A 24,053-nucleotide genomic window follows, 5' to 3' on the forward strand; every position below is an offset into this window, starting at 1 on the left:
GTGTTTAAGACTATCAGGAATTCGTGGAAATTATTTTATGGGATTTTCATAGAGCAGGTAACGGTTTGCATTGTATTGATGCTGGTGGTGGTTTCTGTCTTTGTAACTTTGGATAAGATGTATTCGCCGGGATTGCTAGATACGGATAATACGGTTTGTTTTGGTTATGTACTTGCGAGTGAAGATTGCGATAAGGAAGGGATCGGAGGATGTATTGATGTTGTGGCAGATAATTTGAAGAAGTTGGATTATGTGGTCGGGATTACACAAAGTATGGCGATGACTCCTTATGTGGGAGAGTATGCTTGGTATGACAGTATTCGTGTTGAAGGAAAAATGTATCGTGTGAATTACAAAGGAGCAGACGAGGAGGCTTGTAAGGTGTTTCATCTGGAAATTGTGGAGGGCGAATGGCTCACGGACAATAGATTGGCGGATGGATCGTCCGCTTGTGTCGTTACGCAACAACTCGTTGATAAATTAAAATGGACGCAAACTCTTGGACGTAAAATTTTTATGAGAGGAAATAATTTTACGGTGACGGGGGTGCTATCCGGAATAAAACATAAGATTTTTTTTGGATTCTGATCCAACGATCATTATACCATGTAATACGATGGGGAATGATGATATGTTTCGGGAACTTTGTGTTCGTGTAGAGCCGGGCAAGGGGGAGGAGTTTATTATGGCTTATTATAATGAATTTCAACGATTGATACCCGTTCAAGAAGCTCAGCCGTTTGCGATAAATATGGAGTTAGCTAAAAGAGGTGCATGTAGTACAACATTCGTGAATATTATGTTACAAGCCGTTCCCACGATATTCCTGTTTGTTTTCGCATTTATCGGTACGTTTGGCTTGTTTATGCAGAATTCGGAAAGACGAGTACGAGAATTTGCTTTGAGGTTGGCCGTGGGTGCGACTCCCCGTAAGTTACTCGTGTTCGTGATGTTGGAAAGCTTTGTTGTTACTTTACTAGCCTGTGTGCCCGGAGTTCTCTTGTCCATGTTTATTTATGAGTATACTTTGCCGGAATGGACGGGTGTGTGCATAACGGTGCTTGTTATGGTTATGTTTTCGATGTTGAGTACTTGGTATCCGGCTTACCGGGTGACGAAGGTAAACCCGGCGGTGACGTTGAAGTGAAGAAAAAGAGCATGAATCCCGTGGAGGCGATGCGGGAGGAATAGTAAATAAAGAGATTATGAATAAATGGAAGAATTATTTAAGATCAGCATTGTGTAGTATAGGGCATAATAAAGTGTATGCTTTGTTCTGCGTGATTGGTACTGCGTTTACATTCGTGTTCATTATTATCATGCTCCAACTCGTGTATGATACAACCAGTAATAAGGCTCCTTTTGTAAATGGTGATAGGACAATTGTGTTCAGCACTTTTCAAGATATGAATGGACGGGATGTTGGAGGTATATACTCGAAGATGACAGCTTGGTTGATGGAAAGGGTACGGGCGAAAGAGGATTATTTCATGTATTATAATAGTGTCGGGGAGGTGGCCGTGAATGATGCGTGTAAGACACTTTCTTTTGCTTTTGTAAATGGAGGTTATTGGAAAATTAACCAGTTCCATTTTATAGAAGGGCGTCCTTTCACGGAACAGGAATGCCTGAATAAAGACGCATATGTCGTGTTGAGGGAGGATATGGCAGAGATGTTTTTCAAGAGGGAGCGTGCTGTCGGGCAGAAAATGGAGATTCAGGGGAGAGAGTACACGGTTATCGGCGTGGTGCGTAATTTTTCGACCTATGCGATTCGTGCGGACGGGATATGGATACCTCATGTTTTTAATAGCTTTTCGCCTCGTGGGTTTGGGTATTACGATTTGGGTGTCCTGTTTCCCCGGGATGTCCCCGTCCAAAATATGAAAGAAGATGTTGCCGTGGCGGTCAGGGATTATTGGAGGCAGATGAATATGCAAGTGGATGTGAAACCGGAGAATTTATATACATTCCGGGAGGCAAGAATTGATAATTTCGGTTCTGATTTGTATGCTTACGGGATTCCCGTGGCTATTCTCTTGTTGCTACTTATTCCCGCAATAAATATTGTTACCTTGAACATGGCGAACGTGGATAATTATTCGGATGAAATCGCGTTGAAACGAGCTTTGGGAGCAGGGCTTTGGGATTCGTTCATGCAAGTGATCACCGAGATCGCCCTGTTGGTGATTGTCGGGGCTATTTTAGGTATATTCCTGACGTACCCGGTAGCGGATTGGATCAGCGTGTCATTTTTTGATAATGGAGACGAGGGACAAATATCGTTGATAGAGGATTTGGATTATTTGGTTATTCTATGCGGGGTGTTTCCTCTCTCGTTGTTGTTTACATTATTATCCGGTGGAATTCCGGCATATATTATTGCCCGGAAAAATATAGCTACGGTTTTGAAAGGAGGTTCTAAATGATTGGTCATATATTAAAGATGCTTTGGCAGGAACGAAAAAAATATGCCGGGGTATTGATGGAGCAAGTGTTGATATTCATTATTCTGATGGTGAGTATGGTGGCTTTGTTTGGAGCGATAGACAAATATCGGGAACCCGGATTGCTAAACACGGATGACGTGGTGGTTTTCGGGTATATGTTGCATGGTGGAGGTAATGGTAGTCAAGATGATATGCGGGATGTGGGACAGGGAATGAATATTATTATTGAAAAATTGAGGAAGGAACCCTTCGTGGTGGCGGTAACCCGGAGTAACGGTTTGGCTCCTTATCTACGTTCGGATGTTTATTATGACGGGATGTTTGCCGACACTGTTAAGGCGGATGGGAAATCCGTGGGAGTTATTGTAAAGTTTGCTGATAAAGAGGCGGAGAGTGTTTTTCAACCGAAATTGGAGGAAGGAGAGTGGCTTACGAATAATGTTTTGGAGGACGGCTCTCGTCCGGCAGTCATAACTCGCCAGTTGATGGATAAGTTGGGGTGGAGTGAGGCGATAGGGAAAAGATTGTACCTAGGGGGACGTACGTTGACTATCGTGGGGATAAGTCCCGGCGTGAAACAAAATGTTTTTTCCGATATGCCTACGGCGATAATCATTCCTAGGGATGAGGAACAATTATCTTCTTACGAGGAATGTTGTGCCAAGATCAAGCAAGGATACGAGGATGAGTTTCACTCTTGTTTTAGCAAGGAATATAAGCGACTGGGGTTAGCAGAAAAGGCGGTATCGCTTTGTTATGAAATGAGCGGGTTGAAAAGAGAATCTATGTTCGATGTTGTTTCCAATGTTGCTATGCGGGCTATTCCTACGGCTTTTTTGTTACTTTTCGCATTTATCGGAACATTTGGTTTGTTTTGGCTAAATTCTAAAAAGCGGAAAGTGGAATTTGCCTTGCGTTTGGTGGTGGGAGCCACGAAACAGCGCTTGATAGGTCTTGTCGTAACGGAAAGTTTAATTTTGAGTGTTTTGGCTGCCTTGCCGGGAATGGTGCTTTTCGGTTTCGTGTATGAATGGACGGGGGTAAACGTGGCTGCGATTGGGATGACTTTGGTCGTGATGATTGTTTTTGCGGTATTTAGTGCCTGGTGGCCGGCTTATAAAGTGGTGCAGGTGAATCCCGTGGAGGCAATGCGAGAAGCGTAACAGTAAAAATGGAGCTATGATGAAAGGATTATTTATATGGTGGTGTTTATTGGCAGTTTTACCTGTTACGGCTCAGCAAGAACAGAAGGTTGTTTCTTTGGAAGAGGCGATTCGTCTGGCACGGGAACAGTCGCTGGATGCGATGGTGGCAAAGAGTCAGTTGAGATCAGCGTACTGGCAATATCGAAATTATAGGGCCGATTTGTTGCCAAACGTGACATTGACGGGGACATTACCGAGTTTTAACCGGACGTTATCGAGTTATTTGAAGGAAGATGGGACGTACAAATATATTTCCAGTAATTCGATTTCGGAGCAGTTGGCGTTGTCGGTGACGCAGAATATCCCGCTGACTGGAGGTGCGTTGTCCTTACAATCACAGGTGGAGCGGGTGGACCAGTTGGATGGAGACAAGACGACGGAGTATATGAGCGTGCCGTTTAACGTGATTTTCTCACAGCCGTTGATCACGGCGAATCCCTTGAAATGGAGTATGAAGATTGAGCCGGAAAAGTACAAGCAAGCTCAGCAGCAGTTTGCCGTGAACATGGAAAACGTGGCAGTACAGGCTATATCGTATTATTTCGATTTGTTGCTGGCGATGATTAACGTGGATATTGATCGGCAGAATTTGAAAAATTCGGAAAAACTGATGCAGATAGCACAAGGAAAACGGGAGAGGGGATTGATTTCCGATAATGATTTGTTGCAATTGAAGTTGAATTACTTGAATGCCTCGTCTTCGCTGATCCAGACTGAGCAGGCTTACGAGCAGAAAATGTTTGCTTTGCGTAATTATCTGGGATATAATGAACGTGTGGTGATTGTTCCTGATATGCCGGAAGAGTGTCCGGAAGTCGAGGTGACGTTTAAAGAGGTTATGGAACTGGCGAATAGGAATAATCCTTTCCGTTATGATGTGGTTTGCCGGATGCTGCAAGCACGTCAGCAGGTGGCACAAGCAAAAGCCGGGAGAGGGTTTAAGGCAGACGTTTATGCTTCGATCGGGTTCACTGGAAGTGATAGGACTTTTAAAGAGACATACCAGAATTTACGAAATCGGGAGGCGGTTAGTTTGGGGATAAGTATTCCGATATTGAATTGGGGAAAGGGACGGGGACAGGTGGAGTTGGCCCGCTCGCAAGCAGAGATCACACGGGTACAGGTGGAGAAGGAAACATTGAATTTCGAACAAGATGTGATGACGGCGGTAAAACAGTATCAGGAACAGAATCGGCTGAACGAGATCGTGCGTTTGGCGGATACCGTAGCCCGGAAGCGTTACAAGACGGCATACGAGACTTTCGTGTTGGGGCAGATCAGTGTGCTGGATTTGAATGCCGCACAGACGGAGCAGGATAATGCCCGACGTACTTATGTGAGTCAATTGTATTCGTCATGGGTGTATTTTTATGCCTTGCGTAGGTTGACTTTGTATGATTTTGAAAAGAGAGAAGATATAATTTATCAACAAGAAAAATATTAGATTATGGATCAGGCAATATCTCCGGAGATAAAAAGACGACGTAAACGGAAAATGGTCGTAAGGGGTACTATGATTGTGGTAATATGCGTGGGGGTGTTTTCTTTTTTGGTGAATATGTTTCAACCTAAGATTCGGGGAGCAGAGGTAAATTTCGGTGTGGTGGACGAGGGGGCAGTGGAGGTTTCCGTGTATGCCACGGGAAAGGTGGTTCCTTTTGCAGAAGAAATCATCACTTCTCCGGTGTCTTCGAAGGTGCTGGAAGTGTATAAAAAGTCGGGGGATCGGGTGCAGAAAGATGAACCGTTGTTACAGTTGGATTTGGAAACGATACGGACGGAGTACGAAACGAAGAAGGAGTCGTTGGAGATGCAGTTGAATAAATTGGATTTACAGCGTAAAACGATAGCGAGTGATTTGGCGGAAATGAAAATGCAGGTGGATATTGACGAGATGATGTTGAAACGAACTTTGGTGTCGCTGAATAACGAGCGCTATCTGGATAGTATCGGGGCCAGTACGAGGGAAAAGGTGCGGGAGGCGGAATTGAATTACACGGTGAAACAAATGCAATTGGAACAATTGAAACGGAAGTTTGAAAATAAAAAGAGTACTTCACAATCGGAAATTCGCTCGTTGGAGTTGGATTACAAGATTGCCAAGAGGAACATGGACTTGTTGTTCAAGACACTTGGGGAGGCTCAAGTGATGGCGCCTCGTGCCGCCACGTTGACTTGGATTAATGATCAGGTTGGGGCTTCTGTTGCGCAGGGAAGTAATTTGGCGATATTGTCTGATTTGTCGAGTTTTAAGGTGGAGGGCGAGATTGCCGATAGTTACGCAGATAAGATTACCGCGGGGAACCGGGTGAACGTGGTGATCGGGAACGAGAAGCTTTCCGGCACGGTGGGGAATGTCACGCCCTCGGTGAATAACGGTGTCATCAAGTTTGTCGTGTTTCTGGATGATCAGAGTAATACTCGTTTGCGCTCCGGGCTGAAAGTGGATGTGCATGTTACTCATGCCATAAAGGATGAAACGTTGCGTTTGCCGACAGGGGCTTATTACATGGGTCGGGGAGATTATGACCTGTGGGTTGTCAACGGGGAGCGGGTGGAAAAGAGGAAGGTTATGCTGGGAGAGAGTGGTTTCGAATACGTGGAGGTGTTGCAGGGGTTGACGGTCGGGGAGAAGGTGATTATTTCGGACATGGGAAAATACAGGGATAAGGAGGTTCTGTATGTAAAGTGACAGATGCTACGTTTTATCTGGCAATGTGGTTGCTCATGCTAAAATCATTATATTAGGTGTGTCGTCTCTATAATGATATATTCTCCCCGAAAAAAGGAACGTTTGTCGTGGAAAAGTGTATCTTTGTGAAGAATAACTAAATTGGCTGTGTTATGGAGAAGGATAGGTATATACGATTTGATTGGGCCGTGAAACGATTATTGCGTGATAAAGCGAATTTTGGGGTGTTGGAAGGTTTGCTCACGGTGTTGTTGGGTAAGGAAATCCATATCATGGAAATTCTAGAAAGTGAGAGTAATCAGCAGTGTGATAATGATAAGTTTAACCGAGTGGATATTAAGGCACGGAATAGCGAGGGGGAGATCATTATCGTGGAGGTGCAGGTAACCCGGGAGCTTTATTTCCTTGAACGTATTCTTTACGGGGCGGCGAAAGCGATCACGGAACATATCAAGTTGGGTAATCTCTATTCGGAGGTGAAAAAAGTATATTCAATTAGTATTCTTTATTTTGATATAGGTAAGGGGGATGATTACCTTTATCACGGGCAGAACACGTTCACGGGGGTTCACACGGGGGATCGTCTGCAGGTGACCGTGAAGGAAAAGGATGCTTTGGTGCGTCGCCTACCTTCGGAGATATTCCCGGAGTATTTCTTGATTCGTTTGAACGAGTTTAATCAAGTGGCTACAACGCCGTTGGAGGAATGGTTGGATTACCTGAAGAATGATCATATCCGTCCGGATACAACGGCTCCGGGATTGAAAGAAGCACGGGAAAAATTGATTTATTATAGCATGGATGCATCAGAGCGTGCGGCATACGATCGTCACGTTGATGCGATCATGATCCAGAATGACGTGCTGGGAACGGCCAAGTTCGAGGGGTTAGTGGAAGGACGAGCAGAGGGGAGAGCTGAAGGAAGGGAAGAAGGAAAGGTGGAGGGAAGAGTGGAAGGACGGGCAGAAGGTTTGGTGGAAGGAAAATTAAAAGGAATTGTTGAGGTTGCTCGTAATTTGAAAAAGCTAGGAGTACCTTTGGATTCCATCATTCGTAGTACGGGTTTAACAAATGAAGAAATAGAACAATTATAATATTTGCACGGGAACGAATTTTAACTTATCTTGGCTGTTGTGTTTAAAAATGCGTTTATGAAAAAAATCAGTTTTGTTTCAATCGTAGTATTGTGTATTATTTTGCTTGGCGGATGTGCCAGTGAACCAAATCAAGAGGTGAATATTATTCCTCAGCCTCAGCAGGTAACAGTTGCGGATGGCGGTTTTTATCTATCTCCAAAAACAGTGATTAACGTGGTGAAGGGTGCGGATGATTTGCAACCGGCTTGTACTTTTATGAGTACATTGGTTGAAAAATCTTTCGGGAAGGCCTTAACCGTGGCGAATGGGGAAACGAAAAAGAATGCGATAAATATTTTTGTTGACCCCTCTATGAAAGCGGATGCTTATGATTTGACGGTGGAGAAGAATGCGGTTAATATGAAGGGAGGAAGTTCAAAGGCGGTTTTCTATGCCATGCAGAGTTTACGGCAGATGATGCCCGTGGGCGTGGAAAAAGGGGAGAAGATGGATCGGATCAGAATTCAAAACGTGCAGATTCAGGATGAGCCTCGGTTAGGGTATCGAGGAACAATGCTGGACGTGTGTCGTCATTTTTTTACGGTGGATGAGGTGAAAACTTTTATCGATATGTTGGCTTTACATAAATTGAGCGTGTTCCACTGGCATTTGACGGATGATCAGGGATGGCGTATCGAGATCAAGAAATACCCAGAACTCACGCAAATCGGGAGTCAACGGAAACAGACCGTGATTGGTAAAAATACGGGAAAGTATGACGGGACTCCATACGGACCCTACTTTTTCACGCAGGAAGAGATTAAAGAAGTTATTCAATATGCTGCCGATCGGTATATCACGATCATTCCGGAAATAGAGCTTCCCGGACATGCGCTTGCCGCTTTGGCTACTTATCCGGAATTAGGATGTACGGGTGGACCTTACGAGGTATGCCAGATGTGGGGAGTGTTCCCGGAAGTATTTTGCCCCGGTAACGAGAAGACGTTTGAGTTCTGGGAAGGTGTGTTGGATGAGGTAGCGGAATTGTTCCCCGGGGAGATCATCCATATTGGGGGAGATGAATGTCCGAGAGATGCTTGGAAAAAGTGTAAGAAATGTCAGGCCCGGATGAAACAGGAAAAGATGAAGGATGAGGGTGAATTGCAAAATTATACCGTTCACCGGATCGAGGCGTATTTGAAAGAGAAGGGGAAGAGAATCCTCGGTTGGGATGAAATATTGGAAGGAGATGTTTCTAAAACGGCAATTGTCATGTCATGGAGAGGTAAGACGGGCGGAATCAAAGGAGCAAAGAGAGGGAATGAGGTGGTGATGGTGCCGAATGACTACGCTTATTTTGATTACTATCAATCTAAGGATGTTGACAAGGAACCTTTTAGTATTGGTGGTTTTGTTGATGTAGCAAAAGTATATAGTTTGAACCCGACAGAGGGATTGACGGCCGAGGAAGGAAAGAAAATTATTGGGGTACAAGCTAATTTGTGGGCGGAGTACATCACGACTTTTAGTCATGCTCAATATATGTTATTGCCGCGTATGGCTGCATTGGCAGAGGTGGCATGGACTCCGCAAGAGGCGAGAGAGTACTCGAATTTCCTGAACCGGGCAAAGTTGTTGACGCAACGTTACGAGGCTTTAGGTTATAATTTTGCAAAGCATATTCTACAAGAGTCAAAGTCCAATGAATAAAATAGTTTGGATGCTGTTTTTCGGTTGTATCACCTGGGGAATGATCGGGTGTTCAACCGAAAAAGAGATTCGTACGGAGCTGAATTCTGGTTGGCAATTCCGGCAGAGGGATTCGGGGACGTGGTTGCCCGCAACAGTACCCGGTACGGTACACACGGATTTGTTGGCTAACGGGAAGATTGAAGATCCTTTTTACCGGATGAATGAATTGCGGTTGCAATGGATTGATAAGAAGGATTGGGAGTACCGGACGGAGTTCATTGTTTCGGAGGAAATAGGGAAAAAGGTCAATCAACGGATCACGTTCACGGGGGTGGATACATATGCTGATGTTTATTTGAACGGGGAGAAATTGGGAAATACGGATAATATGTTCCGGACGTGGAGGTTTGATGTTGAAGGAAAACTGAAAGTTGGTCGTAACGAGTTGCATATCGTGTTTACTTCCCCGACTTTGAAGGGACGGGAAGAGATGGAACGTTACGGTTTGAGACTACCCGCGGATAATGATCAGAGCGTTCGGGGAGAGATGGGAAATGACCGGGTTAGCGTGTACACTCGTAAGGCTCCTTACCATTATGGTTGGGATTGGGGGCCTCGTTTGGTGACTTCCGGCATCTGGCGTCCGGTGATTCTGGAGGCTTGGAATGACGTGAAGGTGGAGGATGTGTTTATTCGCCAGCCTTCCGTAACAAAGGAAAAGGCTCAACTGGTGGCGGAGGTTTGTGTGAATTCGGACAAGCAACAGAGTGTCACGATAGTGATTATGAATGAGGGGAAGATATTGTTGCAGGAGCAAAAAGATTTAAGAAGAGGTGAAAACAAAATATCTATTCCTTATGTAATTCAGAATCCTCGCTTGTGGTGGAGTAACGGGTTAGGGGAACAGAACTTGTACGATTTCACGATTCTGGTGACTAGCGAGGAAGGAGTTGTGGCGGAAAAGAAGGTAACGACGGGGTTACGGTCGTTGAGATTAGTTCGAGAAAAGGATCAATGGGGAGAGTCTTTCGGCTTCGAGTTGAATGGAGTCCCCGTGTTTGCCAAGGGGGCTAACGCTATCCCGAATGACGTGTTTCTGCCTCGTGTAACCCCGGATTTGTATGAGAAAATGGTGGCAGATGCGGCGAATGCCAACATGAATATGATCAGAATATGGGGTGGTGGCATATACGAGGATGATGCATTTTTTGAATTCTGTGATAAATACGGGATCATGGTGTGGCAGGATTTCATGTTTGCCTGTGCGATGTATCCCGGGAATCAAGAGTTTTTGGATAACGTGCGTCAGGAGGCTATTGATAATGTTATTCGGATTCGGAATCATCCTAGTATCGCTTTGTGGTGTGGGAATAATGAAAACGCTTTAGCTTGGCGACACGGTGCGCCGGGGGGATGGGGATGGAAGAACGCTTTCACGAAAGAGGAACAGGATACAGTTTTCAAGGCTTACTATACCGTTTTTCACGAGATACTTCCCGAAGTGGTGAAGGATTACACGGATGGAGATGACTACTGGCCTTCCTCACCGATGGCGGAACCGGAACCGGATCAACATGGATTGGACGGGACGACTTCGGGGGATCAACATTATTGGGGTGTGTGGCATGGTTTCCGGCCATTTGAAAGCTTTGATGAGGTGACAACCCGTTTTTGCAGTGAATACGGGTTTCAGTCCTTTCCGGAGATGAGTACGATAGAAACGTATGCATTGCCGGAGGATTATGATATAGAATCGGAGGTGATGAAATCACACCAAAGAAGTTATATTGGTAACGGGCGTATTCTGGATTATATGAAAATGTATTACCGGGTTCCGGAAGAGTTTGAACAATTTATTTACATGACCCACGTGTTGCAGGGACTGTCTACGAAAATGGGTATCGAGGCACATCGTCGGAATATGCCTTATTGTATGGGCTCTCTGATCTGGCAGATTAATGATTGTTGGCCTGTTGCCAGTTGGTCGACGACGGATTATTACCATAAATGGAAAGCGGCGCATTACATGATGCGGGATTGTTTTAAAGAGGTGATCGTTGCTCCGAAATGGGAGGGGGATTCCTTGGCAATTTATGCCGTGAGTGATAGGTTGGAGGCTATTCATGGGACATTGAGCATTGAGGTTCTTGATTTTCATGGTAATCTCATTTTCTTGACTAAAAGAGGAGTAAATATACCGGCAAATACTTCGACGGTTTTGTGGAAATTGAACCGGGAGTCGTTGCTTGCGGGTGGTTCTGAGAATGGGATGATGCTTGTGGTACGTTTACAAGGTGGTCAGGTCTTGGATGAAAAGAATGTTTATTTCGTTTATCATAAGGATTTAGATTTGCTGACACCTCATTTCTCGATACAGGCAGGGGAGGAGAATGGAGAGAAATTTATTCGGGTTTCCTCGGATAAACTGGCTTGCAATGTTATGTTCTATATTCCGGGAGAATCGATTTTCTTTTCAGATAATTATATAGATGTAATTCCGGGAAGGAGTTATAAGATAAAGATTGACACGGATTTATCTCCAACGCAGATACAGGAGCGGATAAAGATTCGTTATGTACATTAAAAAATGAAAACTCCTTGACACGTGATCAAGGAGTTTTTTCCTTTTGTGGTTTTAGTGAAGCAATAAATACGTATTTTTGTATATCATAAAACAATAAATTATGGGCAAAAACATTTTAATTTTAGAGGGAAGTCCCCGGCCAAACGGGAACAGTGATATGCTGGCAGAGGCCTTTGCCACGGGTGCTAGGGCCAAGGGGTATGAAGTAAGTGTGATAAAAGTTCCGGGTTACAAGGTAAACGGGTGTTTTGCCTGTGGTATGTGTTGGTCCATGGGAACTCCTTGCGTGCAGTCGGATGATATGGAGAAGATTTTTCCGGAAATAGAGCAGGCGGATATGATCGTGTTTGCTTCTCCTCTGTATTTTTTTAGTTGGCCAACTCAGTTGAAGAGTGTTATAGATCGTTTGTATCCTTATACCGTGGAGAAAAGCGAACGAAGTCTGACAGGTAAAGAGTGTGTCTTGCTGCTTGCAGCAGCAACTGATGTTGAAAATGAAATAAAAGGGGTGCAAGAGTCCTATCGAATTTTGGCAGAATATATGCGTTGGCATTCTGTCGGGGAGGTTATTGCTTATGGTGTTGATAAAAAAGGAGATGTTCGAAATACAGCGTATCTCGAACAAGCTAAGGAATTAGGTTCCCGTTAAATTTTTTTAGAAGAATCCGGGAGGTGGTGGCCCTTCCGGACTATTTCTTCCTTCTTTCTTTTTACCAATGGAATTAAATCGATAGGAAACAGTTAGCATGTAGTAGTTTCGCTCGTTTGTGCTGTAACTAGTTTGAGTATACAGGTCTTGAATACTGTAATTTAACAGGTTCCTTTGACGTAAAATGTCCATCGCTTTAAATCTAACTTGTAGTTGTTTATTTTTCATGAATTTTTTCCCGATCTCCATGTTTAGAAGACTGTTGGATTGGTTCACGTTTCCACCTTTTTTACTTAACGTGTAATTATATGAATAGTCTCCTGCAAGAATGAATCCTTTCCAGAAAACCCATTTGGCACTTGCATTAACAGATTGAGAGAAAGAACTGGAACCTTCCGTGGTTGTACTTGTGGAATTGGTGTAAGAAGTACGGGAAGATATATTGTAGTCCAAATTCTCAGATACGTTACTGTTGATATTAAGTCCGAATGATGCATTATGGGAACTGGTCAAGTTCTTTATATTATCGTAGATAGAAGGTGTACGAGAATAACTATAAGATAAGGAAGGGCCTAATCTTAATTTTAATGCTTTGATCTCGAAAGAATAACTGGAATTCATGGAAAGCCCCCATTGCCCGTTTAAGTTAACGGGGCGGGAGAGACGGGCTCCCTGTAATATTTGGTAACCGTTGATAACCGTGTCTTTTGAGATAAATTGTGTTGCCGTGGCGATATTGTTGAAAGAGTTTCGAAAACTAAGATTAACGTTCAAGAAACTGAAATTTTCTTCACTGACAATGTTCCGGCTAAAAGACATTGAGGCTGATTGCGAGAATGTTTTTTTCAAGTTCGGATTTCCTGTTGAAATATTTAATTGGTCTCTCACGTCAAGAATGTCTTGTAGTTGCTCGGCTCTAGGGGAATCTGTATTCCCGTTATAATAAAAAGTCATGGTTGATCTTTTGGATAAACTATAACTGAAATTTATTTGAGGGGAGAGATTCAAATAATTGTTTCTCACGTTAGAGTCCGGTGCGTTCAAGTATTCGTATCTATTTTCTTCTCTTGATAGATTGATTGATCCACCTGCACTGAAATAGAATTTTTCTTGATTATACCCATAACGGATGCCTAGGTTATTACTTGTTCTTATGGTACTGGTTTTATTCGTTAAGGCCGTATCAATACCAATGACTTCCGTGAAAAGTGCGTCTTTGTATGACATACTTTCTTTGTCCGAACTATTCTTGTTGTAACTGAAAGAGTAATTGAACGATAATCGGGCTTTTTCCGTTAAAGGTTCTGAATAAGAGATCGAACCCGTGTATGAATTTGATATGCCTTCGGAGGTATTGATAAGATTACGCAACGTATCTCTTTTGTTTATAATACTACTATCTTGTTGTGTATTATTGTTTTCATTTTTACTGATATTTATGTTCCCGTTTAATGTTAATGTCCGTCCCGTTTTTTGGAAAGCGTGCATCCATGAGAAATTACCCCCGAAGGAACGATTTTCATTGTGACTTTGTCTTTTACTGTTCGTGATATTTATCGTGTCATTGTCTTGAATATTACTATTCATGTTCAATGATCGACTATCTGATTTGCTAAATGAAAAAGAGGGGGTGAAGTAGAATCTGTTTTTCTTGTTCATGGAGTAATTAAACCGGGTATTCACGTTATGACTTGAACTTTCAGACCAAGAATGTGATTCTGAATTATAAATGTTGCTCTGGAAACTTTCAGAAGGGAAATATTCCTGTATACTGGAACTGGCAGAATAGGATTCGCTGTTGCTACCACTGTAACTCCCACCTATATCAGTACCTTTACTGAATGTATTGGCGAAGTCCACGGAGTAATTTTTCCCTCGATTATTCCCACCTTTCCCGTGGTATTGTGCGTTGGGGAGTTCAGATCCTTGGTTCGTGTTACGTAGGCTTCCTTGGATGGAGAATTTCTGCTTTTTGTTAAAGGCGTTAGCAGAAACACCCAGGTTATAGTTATTGTCTTTAAATGAATCTTCTAGGTCTTCTGAAATGCCGTATCCCAAGTTGGCTTTACCGAATACTTTCAACTGGTTGGGATTCTTGGTTTCAATGTTTAATGAACGGAATCTTTTCCCGTCATCATATCCTGAGAAATCAGCTTCTTCACTTTTCCCGTCAAACATTTTTATTTTGTTGACAAGGCTGGCCGGAAGTGTCTGGAGGGCGGCCATCGGGTTGCTGAGGAAATATTCGGTTCCATCAATATATATTTTCTTGACTTCTTCTCCGTTCGCCATTAATTTTCCGTCGACGATTTGGAAACCGGGTAATTTTTTCAACAAATCTTCCAATTCAGCATCTTCCGGGACCTTCAATGCATTTGCGTTGAATTCTGTCGTGTCACCTTTCTGGATAATCAAAGGTGGTTTGGCTGTAATAACAACTTCTTCCAGTACTTCCGGAAGTAGATTAATCATTCCGACATTTGTATCTGCTTTTACCAGATATTTTTTGCTTGTAGCTTGGTAACCGACAAAAGAAGCGGTAATGACCAGCTCTCCTGGAAGAAGGTCTTTTAAGGTGAATTCTCCCATGGCATTGGTTACAGTTGTCGGTTTTTTATCTTCTCCAACATAAATATGCGCACCTGGCAGAGTCTCGTCATCAGTCTCTCCAGTTACAATACCTTTTAGTGTGTATTTGGTAATCTTTTTTTCAGGTATTGTGGTTGTATCTTTTCTAATCGTGTCTCTCTTTTGCGTTTGGGCAAACATTGTCACGGGTATGGTCAACATGAACAAAAGAAAGATTATTTTGTAAATATAAAGTTGCATATTATATGTTGTTGTTCTGATTTAAACAAAAATAGACATATAATATGGATGTACCATGATAAAAAAAGGGTTTATGATTTCTTTAAATACTATTTTAACAAAATATTTAGAAGTCTGTTAGAAAGTGATACAAGCGTGGATTCCAGGGTGTTTCTGGAGTACTGTAGGGGTGAGTGTGATCCGTGTACGGCCGTAGGGTTTGGTGAAAATATAGGAACTCCCCACACCTATTGCTGCACCACAGAGAATATCCCACCAATCGTGTTTATCACAATAAGTCCGTCCCCAAACGACGTAAGTGGATAAAAGGTAAGCAGGGATACCGAATTTCCAGCCATATCTGCGTTGTAGAAAGGAAGCTCCTTGGAAGGTGACGGTTGCATGTCCGGACGGGAAAGCATGGTAATCACTTCCATCCGGTCGTTTTTTGCGGATCGTATGTTTTAATATGTAACTTGTTCCTACAGCCGTGACAGCAGAAAAAACAAACTGTTTGGTTCCGTGGTAATCTTTTTTCAATAGAGAGGTTGTCAAACAGAAGACGGGAGTTGCGTAATATATAACGTCTCCGGAGGTCTCAACAGCCTTCTTTTGTGCAGAAATGTTCGTGATGAAGAATAAAAATAGTGAAAGTGATATGGTAAATTGAAAAATAATTGTCGGCAGTTTTCTTTTCATCTTATTGATAATTAAAATGTAGCCGCAAATGTATAAAAAATGTACGTTTTTGAGTTGAAAAAAATTGATTTATCGTTTTCAAATTACAAAAATAGTCGTACATTTGCACCCGTTATCGCCAATTTAGCTCAGCTGGTAGAGCAACGCATTCGTAATGCGTAGGTCTGGGGTTCGAGTCCCCAAATTGGCTCCGCTGAAAATCAAGAAGTTAGCTACAAAAGAGGCCTTTTCGAAGAGATTAGGTCTCTTTTTTCGTGTGAAAAAGCATAGTTTTTTGTACCTTTATGAGATCGTGTTACATGATTGTTACACGAAATTACATGAAATAATGCCTACGTTTAAAATTTATATATCCAAGATCAAAAAAGAAAGGATGACAAATATCCAGTGTCAATTAGAGTGACACTGGATCGCAAACATTCGTATTTGAAAACTGATTTCTATGTTGTGTCTCAGCAACTGAATAAAAATTTTGAGATAAAAGATAAAACTCTCTTGAAATTGTTACTGGAGAAAATAGAGGATTGCGAGGATATTATTGTTCGTGGTTTGGGGAATGATGTGAGTAATTATTCTGCTAAAGATATTGTTGAGTTTATAAAGAAGAAACAGAACGAGGTTAGTTGTATTGATTTTATTGCTTTTGCTAAGAAACATGTCGCTAAATTGTTCGAGACAGGGAGGGAAAAGCGAGCAAAGCATATCCAGACGACACTCAACGCTCTTGTTGACTTTTCCGGGCAGGAATTGAATATAGTGAAGGTCACGTCTAAATTTTTGGAAAAGTTTGAAGAGTTTTTGCGTTCAGAACGGACGATCGTGCGAGTAAATCAATTCGGGCGGGAAGTGACAACTAAAAGGAAACCTTTGACAGATACAGGGGTTCACGACTACATGGCGGATATTCGTGCCGTATTTAACGAAGCTATTGATTTTTATAATGATGATGAACTTGGAGACCCGGTGATCAAGCATTACCCGTTTCGTAAGTTTGAAGTGGTAAAGCCTAATCCCCTGAAGAAACGGAATATCTATCTTGAGAACATCCGTAAAATCATGAATCTTGAAAATGGGTTGAGGCGTCAGGAACTTGCCCGGGATGTTTTCATGCTTTCTTTCTTCCTTGTCGGGATGAATACCGTTGACATGTTCAACGAGCCTTATTCAAGTCGCAAGAATGGGAGAAGCACTTATCAGAGGAGCAAGACTAAAAATAGGAGGGAGGATAATGCCGAAATATCAATAAAAATAGAGCCAGAAGCGGAAAGATTAATGAAAAAATATGCCGATCCGGATAAGGTTCGTTTGTTTTCATTGTATAAATTATATAGTGATAGCTCGACATTTAACGGGGCCGTTAATAAGGGGTTTAAGCGAATTTTACAAGAAGTGAATCAAAGTGTCGAATGGGAGATAAAAGAAGCAGTAAGCAAGCAAGAGAAAGAAGAGTTAACGAAATTCTTAATACCAGAAGATACGAGAGCATATTCCGTTCGTCATTCGTGGGCGACTATTGCAAGGAATATGTTGAATATCTCGAAAGATGATATTGACCTTTGTTTGAATCACGTGAATGAAGCTCGTAAAATGGCTGACGTGTATATTGACAAAGATTTTACTAGAATCGATCAAGCGAATAGGAGGATGATTGATTTGTTATTTCAAATAGGAGATTAAATAAATATTATATGCAACCATAAAATATTGGTTGTAGTATTTTGTAGTGTAACTAAATTTAGTTACATTTGTGATAAGAATAAAGAACATGGGAACTAAAGAAAAGTTGGTTGAACGTTTTAAAAAGCTACCTAAAGATTTCACTTACGAGGAAACTCTAAAATTACTATCTATTTTTGGGTATTATGAGCATAATAAAGGAGCGACTTCGGGGGCTCGGGTGCGATTTAAAAATGAACAAACAGGGCAGTATATCGATATTCATAAACCCAATCCAGGTAGTATAATGAAGGAGTGGATGATGAAAACGGTATATCAACATTTGAAAAGTAATGGTTTAATAAAATAGAAACGGGGAAAATTATGGATTACTTGGAATACAAAGGTTATAAAGGGTCCGTCGAGTATAGTAAGGCTGATAATTGTCTTTTTGGAAAGGTACTCGGGATGAGTAAAGATTTGATTCTTTACGAGGGAAATACTATTGATGAATTACGTGCAGATTTTGAGGCTGGTATTGATAATTATATTGCAGGTTGTGTGGCTGATGGAATTGAACCTCGTAAGCCTTATAGTGGAACTTTGAATATACGAATCTCGCCGGAAATACATAGTAAGATTGCCATGCTTGCGCAGGAAGCAGGAACTACGATAAACGGGTATATCAAACAAGCTTTAGAAGAACAACTTAAATTAGCACATCAATAAGAAGCGGGCTATTATGAGTTTGAAAGAAATCAGTAAGGATATTTACAACGTGGATGCATGGATGGATGAACAATACGGTAAGCCTGGAAGTCCTGAACGTGAAGAGTTTCGTAAAGAGGCTTATGCTCACTATGTGGGGCAGATTATTCATGATGCAAGGAAGCAAGAAAAAAATGATACAAACAGAGCTTGCTCAAAAAATAGGAACGAATAAATCTTATATATCCAAGATAGAAAATGAACCCATAGAACTAGGTGTTATGTTGTTCCTCCGAATCCTTGGTGCTCTCGGTTTGAGATTTGATATTGTAAAACCGATGATGTAAAGCTATGTAAGTCAATAAAATTATGGACCACTTGGAATATGAAGGTTATAAAGGCTCTATCGAGTATAGTGAGGCAGATAATTGTCTTTTTGGAAAAGTACTCGGGATTAGTAAAGATTTAATTCTTTATGAGGGAAATACCATTGATGAATTACGAGTGGATTTTGAATGTGCGATAGATAGCTATTTATTGGAAAATAAGCAAGCTTTGAAATGAATATATGGATTATTTGTGAAATTTTATTTATGGTGTTGTGCTGATTATTATGCAAGTCTTTTTTATATTCTTAATCTAATATTATATTTTATGAAACGAGTTATTGTAATTTGTTGTGTGTTGATGTGCTTTGGGGGAGTACAATTAGTACAAGCCCAATCATTGAAGGACATTTTGAATTCATCGAAGGTAAAGGACGTGGTGAATCTTGTAACAGGTAATGTGATTAAATTGTCGGATCTTCAAGGAACTTGGAATTACGTGGAGCCTGCTTGTAAAATGACGAGTGGGGATTTGTTGAAAGAGGCGAGTGGTTCATTGGTAACCTCAGCGTTAGAGAAAAAAATGGAGAATATTTACACAAAGTTGGGGATTGTACCGGGGAATTTTAGCTACACGTTTAATAGTGATAGTACGTTTACAAATACGATAGGGAAGAAGGTATTAAAAGGAACGTATTCTTTGGACGAGAAGACACGTGTATTGACATTACATTATGTGTTGGCAAAAACGATCACGGTGAAAAGTGTGGAAGTGCAGTTAGTGAAATCAGGAGAACAGGTATCATTGCTTTTCAATACGGAAAAACTTATGAACTTTGTTAGTGTATTATCCTCTGCTTTGAAAAAATCAGATAAAACGACTACTTCATTAATAGATGGGTATGATGAGATTCTTTTAGGATTTGAAATGAAGAAATAGTTTGCCAGATAGCGAAAAAGAAACGGGGACTTTGATAGTCCCCGTTCTTGTCTATTAAAATCTGATTCCTAATGTTAGTCTGAATTCGTTATCTTTAAATTTTGTCTGAAATTCGGGTGATTCAATAACTTCCCCCTTTGAAGTTTCATAATAATAGAATAGACCGTTTAACTTTGAATTCTTATGAAGATAAGCAAAGTCTGCATAGAATACTCCGAAATTTAATCCTAGACCACCAGTGATTGTTTGAATGTCATTTTTTTCATTCATTTCTCCTTTCGTGTAGGGTGAGGCAGAATAAGCATAACCACCTCGTAGACAGAACACGCTGTTAAATCGATATTCTGCTCCGGCACGGAAATTATGAGTACCTTTATAAATAGTCTTTATGGCATCATTAGTTGCGACATACTCGTTACCTGAGCCACTATTGGTAAATTTGGCCGAAGTGTAATCAATATATTCGTAATCAGCACTAATAATAGCTCTTTGTCCGAGAACTGTTGCAAGACTTCCTATTACTCTCCATGGGGTTTTTAATTTGTAGGAATAATCGGTTTCTTGATACATTCCATAAGTTAGATCATTTCCGGGATCAGCTCCTTCAAACGGAAGTTCTACAAATTCTGATGAAACCCAATTCATCGCATAGGCATCTAAATTATAATATGTTGGAGTGTGAATAGCTGCCCCGATACGTATTGCTGGTATAGGACGATAAATCATTCCAAATTTAAAGTTAACTCCAGTACCACTAGTGGTAAAATCTTGATCGAAAGTGAAGCCCTTTAATTTGCTGTCAATTTCATCTCCTACAACCCATTCAGTGTAATATGAATAGGATTTGAAATGAAGAGATTGAATTCCTAACGTGGCACCAAAATAAAATTTGTCGTCATAATTAGCTCCCGCAGAGATTGCATATTCAGCCTGATACCCCCTTTCTTTCGTGTATTTTAACTCTTCTACAGAATGGGTGTTATTTATTGGAATATCATATATGTTGTTCGTACTTCCTTCCGGTAAATTAAGAAGGTAAGCATCATAAGCTAGTCTTGTGGTAAATGGATTTAAATCGCTTACAGGCTTCCCATCAGCCTCTGCTTTCCATACATCAATCATAGAAGAACCTTTCGATATAAAATTACCTTGATAAATGTTCCTGTTGAAATTATTAAGATTTGTATAATTGAATCCGATATTAATGTTTTTCCATTTGTCACTCATGGGTGTAAATGACAGGACGAAACCTAAATCTCCCAATAAATACATATTTTTTTCATAGTCAAATTTTCCTGTTTTTGCATGAGCAAAATCAAGCATGGATGTGAAGCTAGCCTCTGATTTTCTAAATACACCAATTCCTCCCGGATTTGTACTTAGGGTGGATAAATCACCTCCTAAAGCACCAAATGCACCACCCATTGCTGCTGATCTAGCTGTTCCGAAAGGAGAGATTCGAGAGAATCTAATTGCATCTTCTTCATTTTGTGCAGAGGCAAAAAGAGAGAAAAAGAGCATTAGTGTTAGTATATATGCGATCTTCATATTCTAAATATTGATTCTACAAATTTATTTTCTATGTCCGGTACTTGTACGCTCAACACGTCCGCCACTACTGCTACTACCACTACTAGAACGCGTTGTGGAACTACTTCCATATGAGCCAGTGCTGTTTCCTCTGGAATAACTTCCTGATGAATTGCTGGAGTTGTTATGCGATGGATTGTAGTTTGAGCCTGATTCGTAGCGGCTGCTGTTTGACCTGGATTGTATAGCGGAACTTCTTGAAGTTCTTGAATAGGTACTATATGACCGGGCGTTTCTATTCGTCGTGTATTGCTTTTTAGGAGCATACCGAGTAGTTACAGTTGGTTTGCTGGCACCACCCCAGTCCGGTCGATGGTTACCCCAGTTTGGGCCGTGATGTCCATGTCCCGGACGATGTCCCCAGTGTGGATAATAACCGTAATAGTGGTTCCAATAAGGATTCCAGCCCCATGGATCGTAGAAACCATGTCCCCAACCCCACGGATTATAACCGTAACTATAGTAATTGTTCCAGTATGGGTCCCATCCCCAAGAGTTACCCCAACCGAACGAGGCTCCCCATCCCCAGCGGTTCCAGCCGAAACTTACGTTATTACTCCATGCAAAACTATCAAAACGAGGATCGTTCCAAATCACGGTCCAAATGTATTTCGGGTAATTACCGAAAATTAATTGAGAGTATAGTCCCACGTTCGAACTGCTGGGGAACCACCAGTAGCGACCGTCAATCGTGTACACGTTCCAGTCGGAGCTGAACGAGAGATTCTGGGCAATTTCGTACCCGTTTCCAAAATAGGCGAAACCTTCCGGGTAACGATTCATGATCCGGACACACTCTTCCAAATCATTTTCACTACCTTTAAAGCCTCCGATCCAGTACCCGTCATCTGCCGGAACTGCAACCCGGTTAACAGTTTGTCCGGTTCTGGCCTCTTCTTTTTGCACCTGTTTTTCAGTTGCATAACGAGCCATACCGATGGAATGAGATTTCGGGTTTACACTGTTATCTATTTCCTTCGGATAAACTTTATCATTGTTTGTGTTTTTACTAATTTGAGAACTAGAAGAAGTATTCGAGGTAATGTCCACTCCGGTCTTGTCTTTAATTTCTTGAGCGAAGAGGGAACGTTTACCAGGAACATAGTAGATATCATCTTCCTGCGCTCGCGTGAAGTTTTGCGAGGAAGAGCAAGCGCCTAATAGGACTGCTAATGCTGAAAAATATAATGCTATCTTCATAGTAATAATATTAATTCCTTTCTTGTATGACAAATTCATTGACTATTGGTTTATTTACTTCTAACAAAATGCGTACCATTCATTCGGTGTTTCCCTGTTACAAGCATCCCATGCGGCTTGTTTTGTATTCTATGTTATAAAAATAGAAAATAATAATCGGATTTCCTAGTTTTTGTTTTAAATTTGCTGCTGTTTTATCAAAAAATAATGAGATGGCTAAGTTTTTAACTTCAAGAGAAGAAAATTATTCGCAATGGTACAATGATCTGGTCGTAAAAGCCGGATTAGCAGAGAATTCAGCTGTAAGAGGATGTATGGTGATTAAACCTTACGGTTATGCCATATGGGAAAAAATGCAACAACAATTGGACAAGATGTTCAAGGAAACGGGGCATAGTAATGCTTATTTCCCGTTGTTAATCCCCAAATCTTTCTTTTCAAAAGAGGCTGATCACGTGGAGGGTTTCGCGAAAGAATGTGCGGTTGTAACTCATTATCGATTAAAAAATGATCCGAATGGAGGTGGGGTAGTTGTGGATCCTGCTGCCAAACTGGAGGAGGAATATATTATTCGTCCGACTTCTGAAACGATTATTTGGAATACTTATAAAAACTGGATTCAGTCTTATCGTGATCTTCCTATCCTCTGTAACCAATGGGCTAACGTGATGCGTTGGGAGATGCGTACGCGTATGTTTCTGCGTACTGCTGAATTCTTGTGGCAAGAAGGACACACGGCTCACGCGACGAAAGAGGAAGCCATTGAGGAAGCTCAGAAAATGATTCGTGTATATGCTGAGTTTGCCGAAAAATGGATGGCTATGCCGGTGATTATGGGGCATAAGAGTGAAACGGAACGTTTTGCCGGGGCATTGGATACCTTGACTATCGAGGCGATGATGCAGGACGGGAAAGCCCTTCAGTCCGGAACCTCTCATTTCTTAGGTCAGAATTTTGCGAAGGCTTTTGATGTACAATTTGCCACGAAAGAGGGAAAACAGGAATATGTATGGGCAACTTCATGGGGAGTTTCTACTCGTTTGATGGGAGCGCTGATCATGTCACATTCCGATGATAACGGTTTGGTATTACCTCCGAAGTTAGCTCCGTTGCAAGTGGCAATAGTGCCTATTTATAAGAGTTTGGAAGGATTAGAAAAAATCCGTCAAACGGTTAGCGGGTTGATGGATAAATTAAAGGCTGCGGGAATCAGCGTGAAATTTGACGATCGTGACACGCAAAAACCAGGTTGGAAATTTGCCGATTACGAGTTGAAAGGAGTTCCGGTACGTCTGGCTATGGGGGAACGTGATCTTGAAAATGGTACGATTGAGGTGGCTCGTCGTGATACTTTGACCAAGGAAACATTGCCATTGGAAGGCGTGGAACAACATATCGAGACGTTGTTGGAGGAAATTCAGGAAAATATATACAAACTGGCTTTGGAACGTCGTTCTAAATTGATTACAAAAGTGGATTCTTACGAGGAGTTCAAGACTTTGTTGGACACGAAAGGCGGATTCTTCCTGTGTCATTGGGATGGAACCCCGGAAACTGAAGAACTTATCAAGAACGAAACGAAAGCAACCATCCGCTGTATTCCATTCGATGCTCCCGATGAGGAGGGTAAGTGTATGGTAACAGGTAAACCTTCTCATAAGAGGGTGTTGATTGCGAGAGCCTACTAATTGATGATTGTGTGATTTATGATTGCGTGATTCACGTTACGGGATTATAAATCACTTAATCATAAATCATAAATCTAAAATTATTTTATG

20 protein-coding genes, 1 tRNA gene and 1 pseudogene are annotated in these 24,053 nt (G+C 41.5%); 18 read left to right on the forward strand and 4 right to left on the reverse strand.

Annotation, left to right across the window (positions count from 1 at the left end; genetic code table 11):
- The 10 genes from F1644_RS21470 to F1644_RS21515 all read left to right on the forward strand — a co-directional run bounded on the left by F1644_RS21470 (position 1) and on the right by F1644_RS21515 (position 12,348).
- Positions 1-588, forward strand: coding sequence for an ABC transporter permease (locus tag F1644_RS21470; protein ID WP_158571812.1), 588 nt, complete (start codon positions 1-3; stop codon positions 586-588).
- On the forward strand, positions 578-1,147 hold the full coding sequence (locus F1644_RS21475) for an ABC transporter permease (protein WP_118594249.1): 570 nt from the start codon (positions 578-580) through the stop codon (positions 1,145-1,147). Before F1644_RS21470 ends, F1644_RS21475 begins: the two co-directional genes overlap by 11 nt.
- A 58-nt stretch (positions 1,148-1,205) precedes the next feature.
- Positions 1,206-2,429, forward strand: coding sequence for an ABC transporter permease (locus F1644_RS21480; RefSeq protein ID WP_118305009.1), 1,224 nt, complete (start codon positions 1,206-1,208; stop codon positions 2,427-2,429).
- Entirely contained in the window at positions 2,426-3,613 is a 1,188-nt protein-coding gene (locus F1644_RS21485) for an ABC transporter permease (protein WP_118305008.1), read from the forward strand. Before F1644_RS21480 ends, F1644_RS21485 begins: the two co-directional genes overlap by 4 nt.
- Positions 3,614-3,629: 16 nt before the next feature.
- Positions 3,630-5,099, forward strand: a complete 1,470-nt coding sequence (locus tag F1644_RS21490) for a TolC family protein (RefSeq protein WP_230328304.1) — start codon at positions 3,630-3,632, stop codon at positions 5,097-5,099.
- A gap of 3 nt (positions 5,100-5,102) precedes the next feature.
- The gene (locus F1644_RS21495) at positions 5,103-6,347 is read left to right on the forward strand and encodes an efflux RND transporter periplasmic adaptor subunit (protein WP_118305007.1); all 1,245 of its coding nucleotides are present in this window, start codon (positions 5,103-5,105) and stop codon (positions 6,345-6,347) included.
- A 152-nt stretch (positions 6,348-6,499) separates the two neighbouring features.
- Complete coding sequence (locus F1644_RS21500) at positions 6,500-7,441, forward strand: PD-(D/E)XK nuclease family transposase (RefSeq protein ID WP_087419931.1); 942 nt, start codon at positions 6,500-6,502, stop codon at positions 7,439-7,441.
- A 57-nt stretch (positions 7,442-7,498) separates the two neighbouring features.
- Positions 7,499-9,133 carry a beta-N-acetylhexosaminidase gene (locus F1644_RS21505; protein WP_118305006.1) on the forward strand — a complete coding sequence of 545 codons (1,635 nt, stop codon included), beginning with the start codon at positions 7,499-7,501 and terminating at the stop codon, positions 9,131-9,133.
- A complete protein-coding gene (locus F1644_RS21510; RefSeq protein WP_118305005.1) occupies positions 9,126-11,699 on the forward strand; it encodes a beta-mannosidase in 2,574 nt (857 codons plus the stop codon). The genes F1644_RS21505 and F1644_RS21510 overlap by 8 nt, the downstream gene beginning before the upstream one ends.
- A gap of 100 nt (positions 11,700-11,799) precedes the next feature.
- Entirely contained in the window at positions 11,800-12,348 is a 549-nt protein-coding gene (locus F1644_RS21515; protein WP_087419934.1) for a flavodoxin family protein, read from the forward strand.
- 6 nt (positions 12,349-12,354) lie between these two features.
- On the opposite strand, the gene F1644_RS21520 is transcribed toward F1644_RS21515, so the two are convergent.
- Positions 12,355-15,177 carry an outer membrane beta-barrel protein gene (locus tag F1644_RS21520; RefSeq protein ID WP_118305004.1) on the reverse strand — a complete coding sequence of 941 codons (2,823 nt, stop codon included), beginning with the start codon at positions 15,175-15,177 and terminating at the stop codon, positions 12,355-12,357.
- Positions 15,178-15,294: 117 nt separating this feature from the next.
- The gene (locus tag F1644_RS21525) at positions 15,295-15,855 is read right to left on the reverse strand and encodes a phosphatase PAP2 family protein (RefSeq protein WP_118305003.1); all 561 of its coding nucleotides are present in this window, start codon (positions 15,853-15,855) and stop codon (positions 15,295-15,297) included.
- Between the two features lie 117 nt (positions 15,856-15,972).
- Here F1644_RS21525 and F1644_RS21530 point away from each other — a divergent pair.
- The 7 genes and pseudogenes from F1644_RS21530 to F1644_RS21560 all read left to right on the forward strand — a co-directional run bounded on the left by F1644_RS21530 (position 15,973) and on the right by F1644_RS21560 (position 19,485).
- Positions 15,973-16,045 (forward strand) — tRNA-Thr (locus tag F1644_RS21530).
- 305 nt (positions 16,046-16,350) lie between these two features.
- A complete protein-coding gene (locus F1644_RS21535) occupies positions 16,351-17,532 on the forward strand; it encodes a site-specific integrase (protein ID WP_158571813.1) in 1,182 nt (393 codons plus the stop codon).
- Between the two features lie 88 nt (positions 17,533-17,620).
- The gene (locus F1644_RS21540; RefSeq protein ID WP_118305001.1) at positions 17,621-17,881 is read left to right on the forward strand and encodes a type II toxin-antitoxin system HicA family toxin; all 261 of its coding nucleotides are present in this window, start codon (positions 17,621-17,623) and stop codon (positions 17,879-17,881) included.
- A 14-nt stretch (positions 17,882-17,895) separates the two neighbouring features.
- A complete protein-coding gene (locus F1644_RS21545; RefSeq protein ID WP_118305000.1) occupies positions 17,896-18,240 on the forward strand; it encodes a type II toxin-antitoxin system HicB family antitoxin in 345 nt (114 codons plus the stop codon).
- A gap of 13 nt (positions 18,241-18,253) precedes the next feature.
- Positions 18,254-18,566: pseudogene (locus F1644_RS21550) on the forward strand (helix-turn-helix domain-containing protein).
- A 22-nt stretch (positions 18,567-18,588) separates the two neighbouring features.
- Positions 18,589-18,783 carry a hypothetical protein gene (locus tag F1644_RS21555; protein ID WP_229782444.1) on the forward strand — a complete coding sequence of 65 codons (195 nt, stop codon included), beginning with the start codon at positions 18,589-18,591 and terminating at the stop codon, positions 18,781-18,783.
- Between the two features lie 90 nt (positions 18,784-18,873).
- Entirely contained in the window at positions 18,874-19,485 is a 612-nt protein-coding gene (locus tag F1644_RS21560) for a DUF4923 family protein (RefSeq protein ID WP_118594250.1), read from the forward strand.
- 54 nt (positions 19,486-19,539) lie between these two features.
- Here the strand turns inward: F1644_RS21560 and F1644_RS21565 are convergent, their stop codons facing one another.
- A complete protein-coding gene (locus F1644_RS21565; protein WP_118304998.1) occupies positions 19,540-21,033 on the reverse strand; it encodes an OmpP1/FadL family transporter in 1,494 nt (497 codons plus the stop codon).
- A gap of 24 nt (positions 21,034-21,057) precedes the next feature.
- Positions 21,058-22,275, reverse strand: a complete 1,218-nt coding sequence (locus F1644_RS21570; RefSeq protein ID WP_147344439.1) for a hypothetical protein — start codon at positions 22,273-22,275, stop codon at positions 21,058-21,060.
- Between the two features lie 212 nt (positions 22,276-22,487).
- Between F1644_RS21570 and proS the strand changes: the two genes are divergently transcribed.
- On the forward strand, positions 22,488-23,963 hold the full coding sequence (proS, locus tag F1644_RS21575) for a proline--tRNA ligase (RefSeq protein ID WP_118304996.1): 1,476 nt from the start codon (positions 22,488-22,490) through the stop codon (positions 23,961-23,963).
- The last annotated feature ends 90 nt before the right edge of the window (positions 23,964-24,053 follow it).

The sequence above is a fragment of the Butyricimonas paravirosa genome, assembly GCF_032878955.1.
Classification (GTDB): Bacteria; Bacteroidota; Bacteroidia; order Bacteroidales; family Marinifilaceae; genus Butyricimonas; species Butyricimonas paravirosa.